This is a genomic window from Clostridium sp. Marseille-QA1073 (genome assembly GCF_054863625.1).
The window spans coordinates 1-23,553 of the sequence record NZ_JBSVQM010000036.1; the positions used below are offsets into that span (position 1 = coordinate 1).

Consider the following 23,553-nt stretch of genomic DNA (forward strand, 5'->3'; position numbering starts at 1 on the left):
AAGCTATCATCCTTAAGGATTAAATCTAAATACCCTAAAACAGAGGTAAGCAGTGTACGCAAATCATGAGCCAAATTTACGACTAACTACTCTTTACTACTTTCCGAAAAGTCACCCCTCTCTATGGCTTATTCCAATTTTTCACTTGCCAGATTAATGCCTTGCGCAATATTACTAAATTCATTATGGGGGACACTTCACCCCAGTCAGCAATCCGCTCAAATAGCAATGGAAATTGCTGTTTGCTAAAAAATAAAGGTGCTACTCACGAATTGGATCAGCACCTTTATTTTAGGATAAGTATAAAATTTTTTCTGTATCTAAACAGCAATTATTAACGTTGCTGTCCACCAAATTGTGTCATGATACCTTTTACTTTCTCAACACATTCTGGTTTAAATATAGCAATCATCCTTGGGATAAAACTCTCCACATATTCAGCATTAAATGTGCCATCTGCGTGCTTTGAAAAAATTTCAGCTAATCACGCTTTAGCTTCATCTTTTTGCCCTCTTGCACTCGTTCTAAAATAAAATTTAAAAATTGTTTTGTACCTTTCCACTCTACTATCCAAACGGCTTAGTATCTCATTTGAGATGGTTCTCGCCAATGGGGAAATCAAAATAGCTGTTGGGGTATGGTTCGTTTTTCAATACGTAGTGCCACCATTCATATACATATGATTCAAATCCACTGTGTTCCATAATAGAACATAATAGCCGACGATTTTGTGCTTCATTGCTTGAAATTTCTTTTGAGGTATGATGTGAACGTTCATCCATACAATCGAAGTCGCTCCCCATAGGAACAAGCGCACCCGTGTCCAATCTATAAAGCGTAAGGTCAATCGCGCTTCCGCGACTGTGGCTTGATTTTGACGCCACATATCCCTTTGTAACCATCTCGATTCGATCAATATTGGGATAATATCTTTCTTTTGTGCGGCCGTCTTCCTGCTGCGCAGACCAATGCAAGAAACAGTTTACCGCGCGTTGAGGACGATAGCCATCCCAAAGGAGCAAACCGTACCCTAGAGCAGCCGCCTGCTTCTTTGCCTTAAGCAGCGCAACAGCCAAAGCATATGTCCCCACTATGCGATTGACTTCATAACCGTCTACCGGTTTTCCAGTGAAATTGTCCCATGTGGCATATTTGGAGTCCCAACGAACTCCGTGCAATATTTCATCTAAAAAAACAAAATCTTTTTCCATACGTATCATCCTTTGAGTGCCAGTGTGATGCAATGATCAATTAACTCGGACAGTGTCATCCCCGCGGCAGCCATCATACGGGGATAACGGCTGTATGACGTGAATCCCGGCAACGTATTAACTTCATTCAGTATAATACGTCCGTTTTCCTGCAAAAACATATCAATACGAGAAAGACCTTTACAGCCGAGGGCCTTATAAATTGCTTTTGCCGTCTCTTGTATCTTTATACGTTTCTCTGCCGACAGGTTCGCGGGAACCGAAACAACTGCGTTTTCGGAACCTTTTTCTGGTTGATCTTCTTGATGAATGCGAAAGATACCATGCGAAAGTGAAATTTGGTCCACTTCACCAACGATTAAGTCGGTACCGTTTCCCAATACGGCACAGCCCACTTCAAGGCCTGGGACAGCTTGTTCAATCAGGACTTTACTGTCATACTGCCTTGCTGTTTCAATGGCGGCTTCTAATTCGTCCTCGTTATTGACTTTATTCACGCCGAAAGATGAGCCGGAACGCGCCGGTTTAACAAAAACAGGATATGTTAAGGGATTTGAACCCGGTATATCGCCATGATTCAAAATCAAAAATTCAGGAGTGCCAAAACCAGCATTTTGGGTCACAATGTATGTCAGGGATTTGTCCATACACACCGCCGAACTTTGAACATCACAGCCTACATAGGGGATGCCGGACAATTCAAATAAACCTTGTATGGCGCCGTCTTCACCCGATTTGCCGTGCAAAGCCGAAAATACCGCGTCTATACGTTGTATTTGATATCCTTTATTCCCCATAACAAGTAGGCCGTGCATTTTTTTGTCCGGAGAAAGCACTGCCGAACGGCAGTTTTCGTTGTCCCAATCCACGCATGGCTTTTCGCACATTTTCCAAACGCCGGATCGGGTAATTCCGATGTATATCGGCTCATATTTTTCTGTGTCGATGTTATCGGCAATCTCTTTGGCCGATTTTACCGACACATCGTGTTCCTCTGAGCAGCCCCCAAACAGTAGGGCTATTTTCAATCTATTCAAGTGTATCTCTCCTCTCAAAATCCAGACAGTTCAATATTGTCTTTTCAACGGTATCATACAATGCCCGTTCGGTATAGTACGCCGTATGCGGCGTGATGATCACATTTGGCATCTTGTGGAGCTTAAGCAAAAATTGGTTATCAATCGGTTTCTGTGTGCAATCAAAATAGAAAAGTCCTTCTTCTCCTTCCAACACATCCAAGGCCGCGCCGCCTAACCTTCCATTTTCCAACGCTTTGATCAGCGCACCGGTATCCACAAGCCCGCCGCGGGCTGTATTGATAAGAAACGCGCCCTGTTTCATTGCTTCAATCTGTTCGTGACCAATCATATGATATGTGTCCGTGCAGAGCGGCACATGAATGGTGAGAATGTCGCTTTTCTGCAGCAATTCATTGAGGGATACATAATTGGCCGCCGCCTCTTTGCTGTGACCATACGCCAGCACATGACATCCAAATCCCCGCAGTCGCTCAATAACCGCCTTGCCTATATGACCAGTCCCCAGCACGCCAACAGTCATCTCACGCAATTCTTTTCCACAGACAGTATCCAAGCTAAAATCATATTTTTCCGCACGGCTCATAATGGATTTTGCGTTTCGTATCGCCATCAGCATCAGCATCAATGTATAATCGGCAACGCTATCCGGTGAATATGCCACGTTTCCAACAGCGATCCCCATACTTTCCGCAGCCTTCATGTCTATGTGATTGAAGCCAATACTTCGGGTAGAGATATATTTGACACCAGATTCCTTCAGCGCAAGAAGAATGGATTCGGAAATCTCAGATTTGTGCCCCACACTGATACATTGATTGCCAGTGGCTAACATTGCGTTGGTTTCCGATACTGCAGAGCTTGTAATGGTAGGTATAAGACCAAAGCGTGGTGAAAGTTCATTGAACACTTCAGCCTCGTCCCTCTCACATCCATAAATGGTAATGCCGATATTTTTCATACTATCAACCTCTCTCTTGTCAAATAATTTTAGTTCCCTCCTTGAGTTAACTTGTTTATAGGGCTCATCACCACGAGAGGTGCTTGACGGGGAATCCCCTTGTTAAAATGCCTTTCGCTATAGTTCAATTTCGTGTGATTAATGCTTGAACCTCGATAAGCATCTTTCAGCTCTAAAAACAAGAACCATTGATGGTGATGAGCTGTTTATAGTATAGAAAAAATTTTTAAAATAAAAAGTAGGGTAAATATTAAATTTTCCTTAAATTTTTTACTTGGATTTTATACTTATCCGGATTACTCACTCACTTTATAAGAAAAGCACCGAAACCATCACTAACTCGATACTTTCTTATTTTTACCTCATCACCTTTTGGGTGACCATTTCAGCTTTAGGGAATTCTCATCGTTCTTTGACAATGAAATTTTTTCATTTTGGGGAGGTACGGGATAAGTGCGCTTAATTTTTTGGGAAAGAACAGTAAAATCTGTAAAAATTAAAGAAAGCCAGAAAAATGAATTTTCATACACTTCATTTTCTGGCTATATTTTTATCTTTGAGTAGTCATAAATAATCCTAGTCTTAATCTCTTTGGGAATCCTCCATTGGTAAACGGACTTCAAATGCAGTGCGTATTAAATTACTTTCAGCAGTAATCGTCCCATTGTGTTGCTCTACTATATTCTTCGCAATGAATAAACCGAGACCTGTGCTATTTTCTTGATGAGTCCGTGCTTTGTCACCAGTATAAAGCATATCAAAAATATAAGGCAGTTCATCTTGAGGAATGGCATCCCCATAATTGATAATTTGAACAACTATTTCCTTTGAACCAATGAAGCCGTTGATATCTACATACTGCCCCTCATATCCATAGCGATTTGCATTAATCAGAAGATTTTCAAACACACGGGCCAACAACTCTCCATCACCCATAATAGATAAAGGAGAAGTAATATTCATTCTTGCTATTAAATCGTTTTTCTCGAAAACAGGATACAACTCTTCTTTCAATTGAATAAGTAGCTTACTTAAATCGATTTGTTTCTTTTCAATTGGTAACATGCCATAATTCATCCTAGTTATTTCGAATAATTCATCAATCAACCTTTCTAAGCGTTGAGATTTGGTAAAGGCAATCGTTAAATAATGCCTGATCTGATTTTCAGTCAAGCTATCATCCTTAAGGATTAAATCTAAATAACCTAAAACAGAGGTAAGAGGTGTGCGCAAATCATGAGCCAAATTTACTACTAACTGCTCTTTACTACTTTCCGAAAAGTCACCCCTTTCTATGGCTTGTTCCAATTTTTCACTTGCCATATTAATGCCTTGTGCAATATCACTAAATTCATCATTTGACAATATTTGAACTCGATGCTTAAAGTCACCCTGAGCGAGATAATGAATTCCTTTTGAAATCTCATTGAAATAAGCAGAATAGGGTTTTGTAAGTAAAAAGAAAAACAATATCGAAAGCAAGATAAATAACAGTAAAAAGACGTTAAGATCTCCAATATTCGCCATGATTTCACGAAGATAAGCTAGTGTATCTCCACGTTCAACATTTGTATAATAATACAATTGGAGTACTTTAAAGAGTAGGTATGTTATGGCGCTAGACAACAACATGCTTAAACCTAACAATATTATCATTTTTGAACGAAAGCTTCGTAGTATTTTACCCATTGAATTTATAACCTACCCCCCATACAGTTTTTATCAATTTGTTTTTTCGTTTATCCTCTTCAAGTTTTTTCCGCAAAGTACGAATATGAACCATAACGGTATTCCCACCTTCATAGTATGCATCCCCCCATACCTTCTGAAAAATATCTTCTGCACTATAAACTTTATTTGGATGACTGGCTAATAAATATAAAATTTCAAACTCTTTCCGAGTTAACTCAATATTCTTACCATATAAAGTAACTGTACGGTGTTCAGGCGAAATCACTAATCCTCCAAATTCCAAGCTTGAGTTATGTTTAGTTTTAGGTTGATTTAACTTCATAAAGCGTCGCAGTTGGGCATTTACGCGAGCTACCAATTCGATGGGTGTAAATGGTTTAGTCATATAATCATCTGCTCCAATCACGAGTCCTTGCACTTTATCAAAATCAGATGTTTTAGCACTCAAAAAAATGATAGGCATATTATGTTTTTCACGAATGTGACGGGTAACTTCATATCCGTCCATTTTCGGCATCATAATATCCAAAATCAGCAAATCAATCGGTTGAGTCTGAATAACCTCAACGGCTTCTTGTCCATCAGATACCTTAATGATATGGTACCCTTCTTTCTCTAAATGGATAGCAACCAGATTAGCAATTTCTCTATCATCATCAGCTATTAATATTGTTATATTCTTCATCTATCTCACTCCTAAACAAAGTTATATCTCATATTCCTGTATGGATAACTCTCTGAAAAATTATTTTTGTAATTACCGATTCTTGATGTTTTTACTCCCAACACCCTTTCTTATATTATGGGTTTATTAAGCTCTTTTACAATAGCTTTTGTATAGTAAATATCCTCTTTCTGAGTCGGAAGTATATATGGAGAATATCCTAACAGTACTCCAGAAATTTTATTGCATTGATTCATGTATTTCGCTAATTCAATAGAGCCTTTTTGACGAATGCTAGATACACCAAAAATTATTTCTAAGTCTGGACTTAAAGCATTATTTTCTTGAATAGCATTTAAAATAACAATTTTTTCTTTTACAGATAAACTGTGTTGTTCTCCTGTTGCCCCACACACTAAAATAGATTTTACTCCTTTTTTCAGCTAAGTTGATGATATGCTCTAAGGTTGCTTGAAGGTTTATTTCTTCGTCGTAATGAAAGGCAGTCGGCACGACAACATGATAGTTTTCTTTTAAATTAAACAAATGTAATCATTCTATTCATTTAAAGTTATAAAAATTATATACTAAAATGAAAATGACATCAATCTTTTCACTTATAAATATCTTTGTTTTGCGGACGTGGAAGCCGACCGGTACGCTCCAGCAAGTCGAATCCCCGCCCAATATTAATCCCATCGCTACTTATTCATCCAAAAATGAGATGCCCCTATTAAACAAGGGAGTATCTCATTAGTCTTCTTTATGAAGTCGTCTGCTTTTATCATATTTCTTCGTATATTTCAAAATTCTGAAACCTCCTATTGTTCAGTCCTTCCCACGCTAACGCATTTAACATGGTACTATGACCTCTGCTGACTTCTGATAGTTCAGCCATACATCACTGCATGGGTTGTCATTTCTAAATTCATATCCATAACTTATCTATCAGACCTCCCCGAGTGCTGAACACATACCTCTTAAAGCAGTAATAACAGAAATATAATCTTCTGAATTAGCTATTTGTTTTTCTAGCTTAAAACTCTCAATAATACCATAGCCTCCATTTATACCTTATATAGACGTAATAGGTATTCCAGCTAAATTTAGTGTTTCAATATCACGTTGTATAGTTCTTGTTGAAACTTCAAATTTTTCAGCTAATGTGTTTGCATTTACTATATCTCGATTTAATAAATATATAATTATTCCAAGCAACCTATCTATCCTTATATTTTTTCACCACTCTTTGTATTAAAATATCATCTTGTTAAAGTATCTGAATACAGATATATTTATTAGATAGTGTCATATTGCGTTCATATTAATGCTATGAACATAACATAACAAAAAACTCATTTAAATTATCATTCTTTTTCTTCCTTCATTAGTAGCTTCAACTCTATTATTTACTTCTAATTTTGAATATATATTTATTATGTGAGTTTTTACTGTAGCTATAGAAATATATAATCTTTCAGCTATTTCTTTATTTGTATATCCATTTGATATTTCTTTTAAGACTTCTATTTCTCTTTCACTTAATATATCCTTTTTCTCATCCTTTGAAAATAATTCTAATACCTGTAAAATAAATTTCTTATCTTCTCTTGGTAAGGTATCAATTGATATATACTTTTTTATTAATTCTACTATAGATTTTCCCATTATTGCATATGGCTTAAGCAATCTTTCATCCCTACTATAAAAAATTGCTTCTAATAATAAATTTTTCACTTCTCGTGATTCTATATCCATACTATCCAATAACAGAGCTTTTTCCAGTAATGCCATAGTTAAAACATAGACATTACTATTTTTTCTTGAATAAGCTAATATTTCGTCAATAAGCTTTTGTCCTTCACCTTTATTATCAAGAATATTTAAAACCTTAGAATATGTAAGTTTTTCCTCAATTTTTAGTTCATTTTCTTTACTATTTAACTCTTTGCATATAGCCTCATATTCTAATATTTCTTCTTTTCTAACTCTTTTATGATTAAACAACATGATAATTTTTAATGATAGTATAGTTAAATATACTCTTGTACCTTTATACTCCTCAATTAATTCATTGATAATTTTTTCCCCTTCCTCTAAGTCACCTTGAAGAATTTTAATTTCTGCTAAATTATATTTTAACCCTCTAGAACCAGCTCTAAAATATTCATCATATATAAACCTTGAAAAATTCTTTTCAGCATATTCTATAAGTTCCTCTGCTTTTTCTAGTTGTAATTTTTTTATATATACTCCTGCTAATCCTATTGATATAAAAAACTTAAATTTATATAAGCCATCTGTTTCATCAACTATTCTATTTAGTGTTTTTGATACTTCTTCACTTTCTGCTAATCTTCCCATCTCTTCAAAAATCATTGCTTTCTGCATTAAGGAATATATCTCTATATATTTATTTTTTAATATTTTATTAGTATTTAAGCATAAATCGATTACTTCTAGTGCCTCGTTTAACCTATTTATATATACAAACCAAATAGTCATCAATAGATACATGAAAGTTTTTGTTAAATTATTTTCACATTGTTTCTCTATTTGTGATATTTTTAAATTGTTATAAGATATATCAAAATTATCTACAAGCATCCTTATTGGGCTTAAATATTGCCATAATCCTTCTTCAAAATTGTTTTCTATTTCATCCAATATCTCATTGCATTTTTCTATTTCGAAGTTATTATAATGATGAAATATTCTAAAAATAGTTAGATCAATACTTTCTTCTAAATATGAATTAGGTATTAGTGTTACTAATCTTGGATTTAACAACCTATGACCAAATTTTTCAACAATTCTTAGAGAGCTATTATAATCTTTAGCTTTAATATATAAACTCAACGCCTCATCAAAATCTTCTAGTTTCTCTAAGTAAGATGCTGATAACACAAGAATATTCCCTTGTTCTTTAAGCTGCTGCTCATTAAATAATTTTACTAAATACTCTTTTAATATATTATGATACCTAAAAAATTCAAGCTCTTCGTCTATAGTTATTATAAGTATATTTTTACTTATTAAAGAATCTATTATTTCCTTACAACAATTCTTTTGAAGAATGTTATTACAGAGATTTGGAGTAAAATAAGGTAATGGAGATGTTTTAATTAAAAACTCCTTTTCTTCCTCAGTTAGATTTGACATAATTTCCTTAGATAAATAATCAACCATATATCTATTTATTTTATTAATTTCTTTAAGCTTTTTACTGCTTTTGGGAGCCATAGAAATTAACTGCACCCCTCCAATCCATCCTTCTGTAATTTCATAAATTTTATTAATTTCAATGTCACCTATATTTAATAATAAAGTTTGTCTTATAAAGCTTTCACATTCTTTAAGAGATAATTTAAAATCACCGCCATCTATAAATAAAAGATTTCCTGAAACCATAATGTCTCCAAGATACATAGGTATTTCCTCTCTCGTTATAAATACCATATGAATATTATCAAAAGAATTTTTTATAAAATATTCTATTGTTTCAACTAAGAAGCTTTCATTAATATTATGGAAATCATCTAATACAATGATTATTTCATCTTCAATAAGTTCATTAATCATTATACCTATCAATATGTATATTTCTCTTCTATCTACTAAAGGATTTAATATATCTAGATATAATTTCTTATTCTTAACATATTTACCTATAGCTTCAATAAAATAATTCCAAAAAGCAATAATATCATTACATTCTTCATCTAACGAGATCCAACAACTCTTTTCATGGTTTTCCTCAATATACAAGGAAACAAGGGTGCTTTTTCCTACTGCTGCAGCACCCTTTATTATCGTAATTTTATGTTCTTTTATATATGAAACTTTCTTTTCTAAAAGCTCTCTTCTTATATTATTTTTTCTTACTTTAGGTCTTATAACTTTTGTGTAAAGAATATTATTCATTTCAATCACCCTTATATTCGTTACCTATAATTTTATATAAAATAATTAAAAGCTACCATTTTTAAATTTTTTATTGTTTATAATATATGCTAACATAAATAAAATAATAGATAATAATATCACCATAATTAATCCTCTATGATCTAATGTATTATTATTCTCTATTGCAATAGCATAGTCAACTATTTTTCTTTGGGGTAAAATTTTTCCTATTTTACCTATAATCCCTTGGTCATTAATTGAAAAAAAACTACCTGAAATTAGAGTGGTTATTACCAAAAGCATTGAACCAAACAAAATTCCATTATCTTCTGATTTTACTAATGATGAGATAAATAATCCGAAGGTTGAACCTAGAACACATAATATTCCTACTATAAAAATAAACTGCATGTTGCTTATATTAGTATTTAATTTTAAAGCATTTACTGATATTAAAATTATTATGGTAATAGGAGTAAATACTATTATGAAGCATGATATTGCATGAGCCAAAAAATAATTCATTGCAGTTATTGGATGGCTTAATACTCTTTTCGATATACCTTTATCTCTTTCCTCATAAAACAGAGTAAAAAACATTAGCCCTTGAATTAATATAAACATAGTTAGATATCCTAGTATATTAGTGCCTATTTCTCTATTTTCGCTAGAAAAAACATTATCAATACTTTCTCCCTTTAGCAATTTTTCAATATTTTCTTTAAATTTATGACTTTTTACCGTTATTACTTCGTAAACTCCATCATTTGATTTAATAACTGCATCATATTTATTTAGAACTAAATCGGACAGTTGTGGCTCTTTATTTATATAATTAATTTTTATACTATTACTATTTATAGGAATATTGTTTATCCCAACTACTGCCAGATTAGCTTTAATCTCTAGCCTACCAGTAAAATATACTGCTACAAAAATCATAGCTGGTATAATAAGTATTATATTAATTATATAAAATTTATTTTGTAATATCCTTATAAAATTATTTCTTATTATATTTAAAATATTCATATACTCCACTCCTCCTAAATATAGTCCTCACCATTAAATAAAAAATTTATCCCAATTAACAAAACCATTGTAATAGAAATTATTATACTTATTATTGTTAAATAGCCATTAAAATTTCCATCATATATTATTTTAAAAATACTTTCTATAATCATTTTTATAGGCGATAATGCTACTATACTTTTAATTTTTTCTCCAAGTCCATCTATTGGAAAAAATATACCGGAGGTTAATGCTAAAATATTGCATACTAATGAAAGTATCTTATTTGTACCTTCCTCATTTTTAATTAATACACATATAAAAGCACCTAATGTTACAGTGAGAAACAATAGTGCAAGTATAAGTATCAATATATATATAAAATTATTTTTACCATAATTAACTATGCCAGTTATAGATAATATGATCATATCTAAGGTAAAGAGGCTTCCTATAAATAAAAATGTAGATATAATTTTTGATCCATATATCTCCCAATTATTAGTTGGAGAAAATAATACTCTAAGATTACTGTTTTTTATCTTTCTCTCCATAAAAGCATTTGGAGTTATAGTACAAGATGATAATACTAAAAATATAATCATAGTAATCCCATAGTAGTCATAAGCAGTTATACCTCCGCCACCATAAAATGATGAAAATAGATATCCAAATAGTATAATCAAAACCATAGGATATACAAAGCCAAAGATTATAACCACAGGATTAGTAAATAAATTCCTTATATCTTGTTTTATAAGATTTACTAAATTCATAAATTCTCCTCCTAATCCCTTAAATTTCGTCCTGTAAGTTTTAAGAAAACCATTTCTAAATTCCCTTCTTCGCTTTTCACATTTTTAATTTTGAGTCCCATATCAATTGTTTTTAAAATAATTTTATCTAAATTTTCTATGGTTTTTATACTTGTAATCTCTATTAAATCTTTATTAGAATAAACTTTTTTAACTCCCTCTATAGAGTAAAAGCAATCTAAATCGTCTTCTAATATCCTATCTACATATACCTTGTAAACTCTTTGCTCTTTTAGGCTTTCCTTCAATTGTTCTTTCGTACCTTCTGCTATTTTCTTTCCCTTATCCATTATTATAATCCTGTCTGAAATTTCTTCTGCTTCTTCCATATAGTGAGTTGTATATATTATTGTAGTTCCCTTATCTCTTAATTTTTTTATAGATTCTAATATATGGTTTCTTGATTGTGGATCTATCCCAACAGTAGGTTCGTCCATAATTAATATCTTAGGCTTATGAGCAATGGCACACGCAATATTAAGTCTTCTCTTCATACCTCCTGAGAAGGTCTTAGGCTTTTTATTTTCATGTTCAAGCAGAGACACAAACTCTAAAGCTTCTTTTACTTTTTCTTTAAGTTCTTTTCCTTTAAGCCCATATAATGAAGCAAAAAATTCTACATTTCTGTAAGCTGATATATCTTCAAATATAGCTAAATCTTGAGGAACCATACCAATTTGACCTCTTATCCATTTTCTATTACCTTCTATTGGTCTATTAAAAAATTTTATATCTCCGCTATCTTCTTTTAGTATTGTAGATAATATGTTTATGGTAGTACTTTTTCCCGCACCGTTAGGTCCTAATAATGCTAATATCTCTCCTTCATAAACCTCAAAATCAAACTCATCCACAGCTTTACTATTCTTATAATATTTTTTTAGATCCTTAATCTCTATAATTCTATTCATAAATATCACCCCTCTCTTTATAATAAGATTTTCAACCATAAAAAAAATCAACCCATAGGTTGATTTACAAGGTTGATATTTAAAGTTTTAATTATTTAATTTATAGTATTATCTATTCCAGTATCTTTAAACTAGGTTTTAAAGATATAAAAATTTTTCTTCTCGTTTCTATATTTCATAAAGCTTATAATTTATTTTATATATTTATCATTCCAAAGGTAATTCTATCATAAAAGCAATTTTTCCATCATCTGATTTATAGGTTATATATCCATTATTTTTTTCCGCTAATTCCCTGCATATAAATAATCCCAATCCAGAGCTTATTTGTGTATGATCTCCATAATTATACTTAGTAAAAGGTTCTAATAAATTTTCTTTAATTTCCTTTGGAATAGGAAGACATTTATTTTCTATAATAATATAAATATTATTTTCATATTTGCACTGAATGTTTATCCGTCCGTCTTCACTATATTTGATTCCATTATCTATTAAATTTACAAGAATAGTTCTTATATCTTCTTTTACAGCAAAAATTACAGTGTCATCACTGTTTAAGTTAATATCTATTTTTTGTTTTTCAAACACAAGCTCAAATTCATATATGATTTGAGTTAATAATTCTTTAATATTAAAGTTTTGAGCTGTGTATCTCTTTCTCTCTTTACCTCTTGCCACCACCAACATATTTTGAACCATTGTATGCATCCTTTTAGATTCAGCTATAATTCTATTATGAGCTCTTTCTGTTACCTCCTTGTCCATTTCTCCCTTTTGAAGTAGTTGAGTATATCCTATAATTGCAGTAACAGGGGTTTTCATCTCATGGGTTGCATAATTAAAAAAATTTCTCGATGATTTTTCTAACTGCTCTATCTTTTTCTTTTCTAACTGCAAACATTCCATTTGTGCTTCTATTTGATCTTGCATTCTATTAAAATGATGAATTAAACTTGCTACCTCATCATTACTCTTTGCTTCTAATCTATTAGAAAAATCTCCTTGTTCTACAAAAGTCATACCTGTTGCTAAGGTGTTTAAGGACTTTGTTGTTTTCTTTAACCAAAAAAATATAACTAAGATCATTGCTATAAATAGTAGGCTTTGAATAAATACAATTTTTGTCATAAGATTAATAGAACCTTTGTATTCATTTAAGTAATCTTTTTGAAATACTAGTGTCCCTACATAAGTATCTCCTACATACATAGGATAGGCATAAGTAGCATAAAACTCTGTTTTTTCATTATGTATATATAATAGTGATGCTTTTCTATCACTATCTGTCATTATCTTTTCTGTATATTTTTCATCTAGTAGCTTCCCAGTGAACTGTTTATAATCATTCCTATCATCATTTATTGAAGCGTATATATCATATTGTTTATTAATGCTATTTAAAATTGGCCATAATTCACTTTTATTATTGAAACTAATTGTATCATTATTTATAAGATATTGTGTTTTCATTTCAGACAAGGTAATAGTCCTTACCTTGTCCATATCATTTGTAATAAAAGTCTGTAGATTTTTTTCAAATATTCCCCATATTATAATGTTTATTATAACCAATACACTTAAGCTAGCTATTATAACACCTATAGTAATTTTTCCCCTAATAGTTTTTAACATTTTATTTACCTCATAACATAACCAATTCCAAATACCGTTTCTATAAGAGTGTCTCCAGGCATTTCTAGCTTGGCTCTAATTCTTCTAATATGAACATCTACTGTTCGAGTATCTCCAAAATATTCATATCCCCATACTTTATCTAAAAGTTCTATTCTTGAAAATACTCTATTTCTATGGGTAACTAAATAAAAAAAGAGAGCATTTTCTTTTCTTTTTAACTCTACTTCTTCTCCATTTTTAAATACTCTTTTCCCCATCAAATCTACAGTAATATCTTGTCCTAGATCTAAGGTCTGTTCTGAAGAAAAATGTTTTTCTTTTTCTAAACTTCTAAATAATACTTTTACTCTAACTATAACTTCTTTTATTTCAAATGGCTTTGCTATATAATCATCTGCTCCTAGTTCTAATCCAACAATTTTATCAAAAATATTATCCCTTGCAGTAATCATAATCACTAAATATTCTTTTGATATTTTCTTGCAAATCTCGAATCCATCCATATCAGGCAGCATAAGATCTAATAATACAAGATCTGGTCTAAAGCTTTCCACTATATCCAATGCACTTTTACCATCAAATACACTTTTAACTTCGTAGCCTTCTTCTTTTAAAGCAATTGTTAAAACATCATTAATTGAATATTCATCTTCTACCACCAATATTTTTTTACTCATTATATTCACCCTAATCTCTAAAATAGCAAGTAATTTACTCATTTTAAACAAACCTATATAGTGATGTTATGTGTTTACTATAACATCACTATATAATTTGAAATTGACTATAATTTTAATTTACTATTTAATAAATTATTTCAATATTTTGTATATATAAAAATTATATATTAAAACCTTGATTCTATCAATGTTCTCCACATCACATGAGCTAAAACCTTTAGACTTCTAGTATCTAATTGTGTATTTTTTATATACAATATCTTTTGTTGTTTCTATAGTATCTTCAAATTTAGTTAAATGTCTAGCTAAAAATAATTCTGTTCCATCTTCGCTTAATGCAATATATACATAAGGATATGATGTTTCACCTTCATTCTCAGTTTTCTCTTTATATATAACGTTTAGCTCATCATTTCTTATCTCTTTAATATATCTATTTATAGGGATTATGGATTCTACATTTTTTTCATTTTGCTTAAACTCTTCTATGTCCAGCATATTATTTCCTATATATTCTGCCCACATATTGATGCCATCTGGTGCTTCAAATAATACCCTATATTGATTAGTTTTAAAATTAAACTTACTGATAGAAATAGTTTTATAAATAGGATGATATAAATAAGGACCTACTTCACTTACATATTCATCTTGGAAAATCAGCATTTCATCACTATTTATCATTACTCCCCTTACATTATCTATTTTACCTTTTTGATTTGACCCAATATACTTATCTAAATTAATATATGATTCAAAAAAAGCATTTTCTTTTTCTAATTTTAATTTATAAACTTTTAAATCTTTATTTATCCACACTAAGGATTGTAGTGAATCTACATAATGAAGAGTGTTAAGACATCCATTTTTTTCATATTCTTTATCATGAACATCATAGAGTTTCTTACTTTTCATATCATATAAGTATAGCTTTTCTTTATTAGATGCCGTTGTTATATAAATCTCTACATAGTTTTCATTATCTGAATTAAGTCTAATATGGCACGCACTATCATACTCGCTACGTTCTTTCAATTCATTTATTATCTTTGTCAGTTCAGGAATTTCCTTAATTTTATCTTCCTTTTTATAATCTATGCTAAATACTTTATCATCTTCAAACAATTTGACTCCTAGTACTTTAGCTCCCCATACACGCTTAAAAACTTCCTTTGAAGTTTTTATTAAATTATTATTATCATCTACTTTATATAAATACTCTTTCATATATCCTGCTATTGGATGAGTTACTGTAGCTTTATCTAAATCTGATATTGTTCCACATCCTTTATCAATAACTCCATAAACCTCCCCTTCATGATAAAAAGCTGGTTCAAAATAATCTCCTTCGTCTAATTTTAAATTTATCTTTTCTACTGTTACTTTTGGATTATTATTTTTTTCTTCTATTTTGGGATTTCTTACATCACTTTCAAGAACTATTCTTTTAACTGACTCTTCATCCTTCTGTTTACAACCAATTAGCTGCGTAGTCAAACTTAAAAGTACTACTGTACATAATATTTTTTTATTCATGCCTCTCCCCCCTAATCTTATATTATCAAATGGTTTTTACAAACTAACTTTAACTTGTTTCCAAATTGTAAAATCTCCCAATTTTTTCATAAAAATATCCTAGAATACCTGTCTTTTAAGTATTCTAGGATTAACAAAACTTATTATACTTTCATTCAAATATGGTAATATTCTTTTAGTTGCTATATTTTCAAACTTATATATAAATAATTTATATCTTAAAATTTTATCTAAAATGCATAAGAATTTAATAATGTCGACAATCTATATAATCTTATTTATTCTTTAACCCAATAACCTCTACAATCATTAGACCTGCTTAGAAAACCGTATTCAATTAGTGCTCTTCTTATAGTTGCAAAATCATCATATACTGTCTTTAATATCTCATTTATTTCTTTTTCTGAATAAATTACGCTACTTTCAAATTTTTTCATTATTTCTTCTAAAATTATAATTTTTTTCTTTTCCCTTGATGGGTAACTTTTTAATACCCCATTTTTATCCATATAATTATTTATAACCTGTATCTTCTCTTCATCAGTTATATTAAATCTATCATCTAATGTAGTTGCTGTCTTATGGGCATCACATATAGTTCCTTTATCAAGCTTATTTATCTTTTTGTTAGTACTTTGAGCTAATAAGTCCATAATAGCTAAATATAATTTTGCCTGTTTTTCTTTCTCTCTTAATTTATAACGATGATTTCTTATAGTAGAAGTGGCAACGTCTAACTTATTAGATATTTCTTTATCTGATAATCCCTGTGAAAAGAGATTTATTATTTCTCTTTGTACCTCTGAAATTCCGGTAAAACTTGAATTCATATTTAATAAATATTGTAGCATTGAATTATGTTTCTCTTCTATATGAATTTCAGCAGCTTTTTTTGCTTCATAAAACTCTGAATCAATTTTATATATTTTACCAATAGTAAAATTTTCTCCACAAATTAAACATTTAATATTGTCATCACTTTGAATATATCCATTTTTTATATCATCTATTGTCGCGTTCCAAAATTCCTCATTATTTTTTATTTCTTCATCACTCTTATTCATCAATGTATTCTCCTTCTCTCCAATATTTCGAACCATCTTTTTCTCTAGATAATAGTTTATAATCTATTAATCCTCTTCTAAGTAGAAAATAATCTTCAAATGTGTGCCACTCATTAATTATGCTATTAACTTCTTTCTCAGTATAAAAATAATTATATTCAAATTTACTAGCAAGATAACTTAGAATTTCAACCTTTAGCTCTTTTTTAGCAGGCCAAATTTTTATTCTACCTTTATCATCAAGAAATCTTTCTATATTCCCCATAATGTTCATCTCCTAATTCCATAATTAATATATTTATCCCAATAAATATCATTTATAAGTATAATTATATAATCAATTTTATAATTCGTCTATTTATACATAGATAAATTCATATTATGTTTATATATTAAGTATTATATTTAAAGGATGCAGCTTGATTATTATCACTTTTCTTATTTAATTAAATATATCAAAGACGTTTAAAATTCATAATATGTATTGAGATTAATTTTGAAAGGAGATATACAATGTATTTAACAGGCGGAGTTGTTCGTAAAGGTAATCCCCTATATTTAGAAGCTAGTAGAGATTTAAATCTAGCTTTTAGAAAATTTCCTTGCATTATAGTTTTCTGTTTTTCTGAAGCAGATGTCATAAATGCATTAAAATATGCAATATCAGAATGCATTCCATTTAGAATTAGAAGTGGAAGACATGATTATGAGGCAAATTCAAATGTAAATAGAGGAATAGTAATAGATATTAGTAATATTAATTATACTTTTATCGATAGAATAAATAATACTGCTAAGTTTGGTGGTGGAATAACAAATGGAAAGATGTACTCTGACTTAATAAGCAAAGGTTATACTATCCCTGCTGGAACATGCAAAGATACAGGCTTCTGTGGTCTAACTACTTGTGGTGGTGTAGGATTTGCATCAAGATTACTAGGACTTTCTTGTGATAATTTATTAGAAGTAGAATTAATAAATTATGAAGGTAAGAAAATAGTTGCAAATGAATGTTGTAATGATGATTTATTTTGGGCTGTAAGAGGTGGACTTGCCTCAAATTTTGGAGTAGTAGTTTCATTAACTTATAAAATTACTCCTGTATGCAATGTTTCAACTTATGTTATAACTTGGAACAGCAAATACTTTGTTGATGTATTAGAGCTTTGGCAAGAGCTAACCCCTTATGCTGATGTCAGATTAACAACTAGTGTAGTTTATGAAAAAGACCCTTGTGGTGATATATTATTATCATCACAAGGACAGTTTTTTGGAAGCAAAGAAGAATTGGAATGTATAATAAGGCCACTTATAAAGGTTGCTCCAACAAAATCTGTAGAAATAGAATGTGTTCCATATAGAGAAGCTATAGAAAAGTGGAATGTTGGATGCCCTAACCCTCAAAAATTTAAAGCAACAGGCTCTTTTATATATGAGCCACTTAATAGATGTATATTAGAATCTTTAGAAGATAAAATGATAAATTCTCCTAAGAATTATAGCCGATTCTATGAGTTTATAGGGCTTAACGGAAATGTAAGTGACATTGATCCAAATGACACTGCCTTTGTTCATAGAGACTCATTGTATTTACTAGAAATAAAATCTGTATGGACTTCAGAGAGATATAGAGAAGATAACATTAATTGGACAAGCAGTGTTAAAGCTCTATTAGATCATGTTGGAATAGGCACCTATAGAGGTTTTACTGATTTTGATATTATAGATTGGCAAAATCAATATTATGGAGATAACTATTTAAGGCTTAGAGAAGTTAAAACTGAATACGATCCTTTAAATATATTTAAATTCCCACAATCAATAGAACCTTTTAGTATTTAAATTTAAATTAAAGTAAAGCATTAGTTATTTATTAATTAATGCTTTTATCTTAAGTTTTTCTATATATGCAGCACCAAGTTGTATGTTCTAATATACTTTTGTATAATATATTTCATATAATCCTTTTTATCTTTTCTATATTATTTAATTATCAAGTGTATTATATAAATTTAAAGAATATAAGGAGGAAAAGATTATGTCATCTAATTTAAGTAAAAGTGCTGAAAAAGTTCAAAGTGTACTTAATGAGTTTGGATTTGAACTTAATGTAATTGAACTATCTGATTCTACTCGTACTGCACAAGAGGCAGCAAATACAATAGGCTGTAATGTAAGTCAAATAGCTAAATCTTTAATTTTCAAAGGAAAAACCTCTCAAAGACCTATATTAATAGTAGCAAGCGGTACTAATAGAGTAAATGAAAAGGCAATTAAAGAACATTTAGGAGAAAAACTAGAAAAAGCAGATGCAGATTTTGTACTAACTCATACAGGCTTTGCCATAGGAGGCATCCCACCGATTGGACACAAAACCTCTATTACTACTTTAATTGATGAGGATTTAATGCAATATGAAGAAATATGGGCTGCTGCTGGAACACCACATGCTGTTTTTAAACTTACGCCAAAAATTCTAGCAGAAATAACAAATGGAGATATAATATCTATAAAATAAACTAAAGCCACAAAATGCTTATATATGTTTTGTGGCTTTAGTTTATATAAAACTCTATATTTATATAAATTTTAATCAACAATTTTCATATTTTTCAATCAATATATCCACAGAAATGTGGATAAGTTGCATATAATAAAATTTTTTAGATAGAATTATTATAGGGTTCCCTAATGAAAATTTAACTTATGCATGATTTTAATTTTCATAACAAAAATTCTTTTCTATGAATGAAAAATTAAGAATGAAAGATGAAGAATTATGGTTAAAACTTCACGGCTAAGACTTTTGAAGTTTTTTGAGAATAAATTTTATTTTAAGAAATTCACTAAAGGTGAATTTCATCCTAAATTTTTCATTCTTAATTATTAATCCTTAATTTTTAAGGGATTAAACTGCTTTTATAGAAAATTTATTTTCCAGAGTATATATTAAGTTTTCACATTGTATCCCTATATATTAAATGTATGCAAGGGGGTATCTGAACATATGTCGAAACATTCTTTAGAAACTATAATCAAAAAGTTAATGTTAATACATTTATTACTTTTGGTATCATCGGCTATTCCTTTATTCTTATTTAAATTTAGTCAATTTGCCCCTTACCTGCGAGCAGTAAGTTACTACAGTATGCTTGCATTAGGTTTACTTATTCTAGTTGCACCATTTAGTAAATTTTGGGATAAAGCTTTTGGTGTAATGTTAATTATTTTAATTATTATTAAAACTATTAATAAATGGTACTAATGGCAAAATTTATATTTTTTAAAGATATTTAAAATTATTTCTTTAATAATTTTATTTCCAAGCTTCTACTAAGAGAGAAGCTATTTTTTTTAATTCTAAGGGAGTAAAAGAAGCATATCCTACTACAACGGTTTTTGTATCTTGAACTTTTTCGATATAATAATTAGACAAAGCATAAACTCCAACACCTTTATTCTTTGCACTTTCAATAAGCTGAGCTTCACTCATGCCATTATTTACTTGTAAAAGAAGGTGCATCCCCGCATCCTCTCCACTTATAGAAATCATATGGCTTAAAGGCATTAATCCCTCTAAAAATGCATCTCTACGGTTTTTATATATTTTTCTCATACGATTCAAGTGGCGCTCATAGTAACCACCTTGTATAAAAGCTCTTAAAGTACGCTGCTCAAACTCTGAAACTGTACAGGAATAAAACATAAGTTGTTCTCTGTAATGTAACAGTAACTTTTTAGGTAGTACCATATATCCGATACGTAAAGAAGGAGCAAGGGTTTTAGCAAAAGTATTCAAATAAATTACCTTATCATTATGATCCAAGCTTTGCAGCGTTGGAATAGGTTTTAGCACAAATCGGTATTCACTATCATAATCATCTTCTATAATATATCTTTGATCACTTTGTGAAGCCCATTGCAAAAGCTGTCTTCTGCGATTAATGCTCATTATCGTTCCAAGTGGAAAGTGATGTGATGGAGTCACCTGCACAACAGTAGCAGGAGTATTTTTAAGTTCATCAATACACATTCCTTCTTTATCCATTGGAATTGAATACATATTTACTTTACGACTTTGTAAAATACGAGAAGTTTTATAATATCCTGGGTCTTCCACTGCATAAGCGTGATCTGGAAGCATTTCTGTTATAAGCCCCAATAAATATTCTGAACCTGCACCTAAAACTATTTGTTCCGCTGATACATTCATATTACGAAATTCTTGAAGGTATTTTGCTATTACATTGCGCAATTCAATGTCACCTTGAGGATGTACAGGTTTAAGCAAGGAATCACCCTCGTTGTTAAGACATTCACGCATTAGTCTTGTCCAAACTGAAAAAGGAAAATTACTAGTATCTACGGTATTTGTTTTTAAATCAAACTTTATATCATCGAAAGATTGAATTTCATGTTTTACTTCCAATTCAACTTTTGATTTTATTTTAGGTATAAATTCAACTTGTTGAACATAGTACCCTTTTTTTTCTACAGCATTAATATATCCTTCTGCTTTAAGCTGATTATATGCATTTTCAACAGTAACTTGGCTAACTTGCAAATGTGAAGAAAATGCTCTTTTAGAAGGAAGTTTTTCACCTGCTTTTAACGAACCTTCTTCAATCATATGTCTTATATGCATATAAAGCTGCTCATAAAGAGGCTCTTCTTTTTTATCATTAAATATTACTGTAATCATAACATAACTCCTATCTGGCATTATTAAATAATTGAATTCTGGTTATTGAAGGCATATCAGATGTATTATATTATTATTTCAAGAAAATTGTCAAGATTATGGAGGTTTTAACATGGCTCAGGAAAGATATGAATTAAATAAAAACTTAGCACAAATGCTAAAAGGTGGAGTAATTATGGATGTAACTACACCAGAACAAGCAAAAATAGCAGAAGCTGCTGGAGCATGCTCCGTTATGGCACTAGAACGTATTCCTGCAGATATTAGAGCTGCCGGAGGTGTTTCTCGCATGAGTGATCCTGCTATGATTAGAAGTATTCAAGAAGCTGTTTCTATCCCAGTTATGGCAAAAGTTCGTATTGGACATTTTGCAGAAGCTCAAATTTTACAAGCTATTGAAATTGATTATATAGATGAAAGTGAAGTTTTATCTCCAGCAGATGATGTTTATCATATTGATAAAAAACAGTTTAATGTTCCTTTTGTGTGTGGAGCAAAAGATTTAGGCGAAGCACTACGCCGCATTAATGAAGGTGCATCTATGATACGTACTAAAGGCGAACCGGGGACAGGAGATATTATACAAGCAGTACGTCATATGAGAAAAATTATGAGTGATATCCGTGCTATTACTTCAAAAAGAGATGATGAATTATATATAGTTGCAAAGGAATTAGCAGTTCCTTATGAATTAGTTAAATATGTTCATGAAAACGGGAAATTACCGGTTGTTAATTTTGCCGCTGGTGGTATTGCAACTCCAGCAGATGCAGCATTGATGATGCAGCTTGGTGCTGAAGGTGTATTTGTTGGTTCTGGTATATTTAAATCTGGTAATCCTGAAAAACGTGCTACTGCTATAGTGCAGGCAGTTACAAACTATAAGGATGCTGATTTAATAGCTAAACTATCTGAAAATCTTGGTGAAGCTATGGTTGGAATCAATGAAAAAGAAATAGAATTATTAATGGCGGAGCGTGGACAATGAAGATAGGTGTATTATGTCTACAAGGAGCATTCATTGAGCATATTAAAGTTTTACGTCAATTAGGTGTAGAATGCTGTGAAATTAGACAATTTAAAGATTTCACAGAAGACTTAAGCGGATTAATTCTGCCTGGTGGTGAAAGCACAGTTATTGGTAAATTATTAACTGAACTTAATTTACTAGAACCAATACAATCTGCAATAAATAAGGGATTACCTGTATTCGGTACTTGTGCAGGACTTATTCTATTATCTAAAGAGATAAGTGGTCACAATGCAACCTACCTTAACTCTATGGATACTATTGTGAAGAGAAATGGTTATGGACGACAGTTAGGAAGCTTTATGAAGCTTGCAGATTTCAAAGGTATCGGACAAATTCCTATGGTTTTTATCCGTGCTCCTTATATCATCTCCTGTAAAGATACTGTAGATATATTAGCTAAGATAGATGGAAATATTGTAGCTGCAAGACAAGATAATATGTTAGTTACAGCTTTTCATCCTGAACTAACTGATGATATGCAGGTTCATAAATACTTTTTAAATATGATATCTGAAAGTAATTATATTTAAAAAATTCAAGTATAATATGAATTACAATATATATTATCTTTTCATATATTCTTATAGATAAATAAAGAGCATGAAGGATATAGGTATCTTTCTTAAATTCCTTCATGCTTTATAAATTAATCTCTTATATTTTTTATCATTTCATAATAGCTACCTTTA

Annotated in this window: 22 protein-coding genes and 1 pseudogene; 5 read left to right on the forward strand and 18 right to left on the reverse strand. The window is 30.6% G+C overall.

The features are described 5' to 3' along the window. From ACY1IQ_RS19780 to ACY1IQ_RS19860, 17 genes and pseudogenes are all read right to left on the reverse strand, one after another. Nucleotides 1-188, reverse strand: a pseudogene (locus tag ACY1IQ_RS19780) (sensor histidine kinase); the annotation flags it as partial. A 399-nt stretch (nucleotides 189-587) separates the two neighbouring features. After that, nucleotides 588-1,211, reverse strand: a complete 624-nt coding sequence (gene vanX, locus ACY1IQ_RS19785) for a D-Ala-D-Ala dipeptidase VanX (protein WP_461615602.1) — start codon at nucleotides 1,209-1,211, stop codon at nucleotides 588-590. 5 nt (nucleotides 1,212-1,216) lie between these two features. Then, on the reverse strand, nucleotides 1,217-2,248 hold the full coding sequence (vanF, locus tag ACY1IQ_RS19790) for a D-alanine--(R)-lactate ligase VanF (RefSeq protein ID WP_461615603.1): 1,032 nt from the start codon (nucleotides 2,246-2,248) through the stop codon (nucleotides 1,217-1,219). Then, on the reverse strand, nucleotides 2,241-3,209 hold the full coding sequence (vanH, locus tag ACY1IQ_RS19795) for a D-lactate dehydrogenase VanH (RefSeq protein ID WP_461615604.1): 969 nt from the start codon (nucleotides 3,207-3,209) through the stop codon (nucleotides 2,241-2,243). The genes vanF and vanH overlap by 8 nt, the downstream gene beginning before the upstream one ends. A 582-nt stretch (nucleotides 3,210-3,791) precedes the next feature. Continuing rightward, nucleotides 3,792-4,898: a HAMP domain-containing sensor histidine kinase gene (locus ACY1IQ_RS19800; protein WP_461615605.1), complete on the reverse strand. Its 1,107-nt coding sequence runs from the start codon at nucleotides 4,896-4,898 to the stop codon at nucleotides 3,792-3,794. After that, on the reverse strand, nucleotides 4,891-5,586 hold the full coding sequence (vanR, locus tag ACY1IQ_RS19805; RefSeq protein ID WP_461615606.1) for a vancomycin resistance response regulator transcription factor, VanR-F/VanR-M family: 696 nt from the start codon (nucleotides 5,584-5,586) through the stop codon (nucleotides 4,891-4,893). Before vanR ends, ACY1IQ_RS19800 begins: the two co-directional genes overlap by 8 nt. Before the next feature lie 110 nt (nucleotides 5,587-5,696). Then, the gene (locus ACY1IQ_RS19810) at nucleotides 5,697-6,008 is read right to left on the reverse strand and encodes a dihydrodipicolinate synthase family protein (RefSeq protein WP_461615628.1); all 312 of its coding nucleotides are present in this window, start codon (nucleotides 6,006-6,008) and stop codon (nucleotides 5,697-5,699) included. A gap of 631 nt (nucleotides 6,009-6,639) precedes the next feature. Further along, entirely contained in the window at nucleotides 6,640-6,783 is a 144-nt protein-coding gene (locus ACY1IQ_RS19815) for a helix-turn-helix transcriptional regulator (protein WP_461615607.1), read from the reverse strand. A gap of 141 nt (nucleotides 6,784-6,924) precedes the next feature. After that, nucleotides 6,925-9,489 carry a LuxR C-terminal-related transcriptional regulator gene (locus tag ACY1IQ_RS19820; RefSeq protein WP_461615608.1) on the reverse strand — a complete coding sequence of 855 codons (2,565 nt, stop codon included), beginning with the start codon at nucleotides 9,487-9,489 and terminating at the stop codon, nucleotides 6,925-6,927. A 45-nt stretch (nucleotides 9,490-9,534) separates the two neighbouring features. Further along, nucleotides 9,535-10,503 (reverse strand): ABC transporter permease, encoded by a 969-nt coding sequence (locus ACY1IQ_RS19825; RefSeq protein ID WP_461615609.1) that lies wholly within the window; start codon nucleotides 10,501-10,503, stop codon nucleotides 9,535-9,537. Between the two features lie 14 nt (nucleotides 10,504-10,517). After that, nucleotides 10,518-11,261 carry an ABC transporter permease gene (locus ACY1IQ_RS19830; protein ID WP_461615610.1) on the reverse strand — a complete coding sequence of 248 codons (744 nt, stop codon included), beginning with the start codon at nucleotides 11,259-11,261 and terminating at the stop codon, nucleotides 10,518-10,520. An 11-nt stretch (nucleotides 11,262-11,272) separates the two neighbouring features. Continuing rightward, complete coding sequence (locus ACY1IQ_RS19835; protein WP_461615611.1) at nucleotides 11,273-12,211, reverse strand: ABC transporter ATP-binding protein; 939 nt, start codon at nucleotides 12,209-12,211, stop codon at nucleotides 11,273-11,275. A 207-nt stretch (nucleotides 12,212-12,418) separates the two neighbouring features. Continuing rightward, nucleotides 12,419-13,846 carry a HAMP domain-containing sensor histidine kinase gene (locus ACY1IQ_RS19840; protein WP_461615612.1) on the reverse strand — a complete coding sequence of 476 codons (1,428 nt, stop codon included), beginning with the start codon at nucleotides 13,844-13,846 and terminating at the stop codon, nucleotides 12,419-12,421. A gap of 5 nt (nucleotides 13,847-13,851) precedes the next feature. Further along, complete coding sequence (locus ACY1IQ_RS19845) at nucleotides 13,852-14,526, reverse strand: response regulator transcription factor (RefSeq protein WP_461615613.1); 675 nt, start codon at nucleotides 14,524-14,526, stop codon at nucleotides 13,852-13,854. Between the two features lie 228 nt (nucleotides 14,527-14,754). Further along, nucleotides 14,755-16,065 (reverse strand): hypothetical protein, encoded by a 1,311-nt coding sequence (locus ACY1IQ_RS19850; RefSeq protein ID WP_461615614.1) that lies wholly within the window; start codon nucleotides 16,063-16,065, stop codon nucleotides 14,755-14,757. A 278-nt stretch (nucleotides 16,066-16,343) separates the two neighbouring features. After that, on the reverse strand, nucleotides 16,344-17,129 hold the full coding sequence (locus tag ACY1IQ_RS19855) for a DUF2087 domain-containing protein (RefSeq protein WP_461615615.1): 786 nt from the start codon (nucleotides 17,127-17,129) through the stop codon (nucleotides 16,344-16,346). After that, a complete protein-coding gene (locus tag ACY1IQ_RS19860; RefSeq protein WP_461615616.1) occupies nucleotides 17,122-17,394 on the reverse strand; it encodes a DUF2087 domain-containing protein in 273 nt (90 codons plus the stop codon). Before ACY1IQ_RS19860 ends, ACY1IQ_RS19855 begins: the two co-directional genes overlap by 8 nt. Nucleotides 17,395-17,642: 248 nt before the next feature. Between ACY1IQ_RS19860 and ACY1IQ_RS19865 the strand changes: the two genes are divergently transcribed. The 3 genes from ACY1IQ_RS19865 (at nucleotide 17,643) to ACY1IQ_RS19875 (ending at nucleotide 20,394) form a co-directional block, all read left to right on the forward strand. Then, entirely contained in the window at nucleotides 17,643-18,971 is a 1,329-nt protein-coding gene (locus tag ACY1IQ_RS19865; protein WP_461615617.1) for an FAD-binding oxidoreductase, read from the forward strand. A 196-nt stretch (nucleotides 18,972-19,167) separates the two neighbouring features. Then, on the forward strand, nucleotides 19,168-19,647 hold the full coding sequence (locus ACY1IQ_RS19870; protein WP_461615618.1) for a YbaK/EbsC family protein: 480 nt from the start codon (nucleotides 19,168-19,170) through the stop codon (nucleotides 19,645-19,647). 489 nt (nucleotides 19,648-20,136) lie between these two features. After that, nucleotides 20,137-20,394, forward strand: a complete 258-nt coding sequence (locus ACY1IQ_RS19875; RefSeq protein ID WP_461615619.1) for a hypothetical protein — start codon at nucleotides 20,137-20,139, stop codon at nucleotides 20,392-20,394. A gap of 51 nt (nucleotides 20,395-20,445) precedes the next feature. On the opposite strand, the gene pdxR is transcribed toward ACY1IQ_RS19875, so the two are convergent. After that, the gene (gene pdxR / locus ACY1IQ_RS19880; protein ID WP_461615620.1) at nucleotides 20,446-21,831 is read right to left on the reverse strand and encodes a MocR-like pyridoxine biosynthesis transcription factor PdxR; all 1,386 of its coding nucleotides are present in this window, start codon (nucleotides 21,829-21,831) and stop codon (nucleotides 20,446-20,448) included. Nucleotides 21,832-21,943: 112 nt separating this feature from the next. On the opposite strand from pdxR, the gene pdxS reads away from it, so the two are divergent. Together pdxS and pdxT are read left to right on the forward strand one after the other, a co-directional pair. Beyond that, the gene (gene pdxS, locus ACY1IQ_RS19885; protein ID WP_461615621.1) at nucleotides 21,944-22,819 is read left to right on the forward strand and encodes a pyridoxal 5'-phosphate synthase lyase subunit PdxS; all 876 of its coding nucleotides are present in this window, start codon (nucleotides 21,944-21,946) and stop codon (nucleotides 22,817-22,819) included. Next, the gene (gene pdxT, locus ACY1IQ_RS19890) at nucleotides 22,816-23,394 is read left to right on the forward strand and encodes a pyridoxal 5'-phosphate synthase glutaminase subunit PdxT (RefSeq protein WP_461615622.1); all 579 of its coding nucleotides are present in this window, start codon (nucleotides 22,816-22,818) and stop codon (nucleotides 23,392-23,394) included. The genes pdxS and pdxT overlap by 4 nt, the downstream gene beginning before the upstream one ends. The last annotated feature ends 159 nt before the right edge of the window (nucleotides 23,395-23,553 follow it).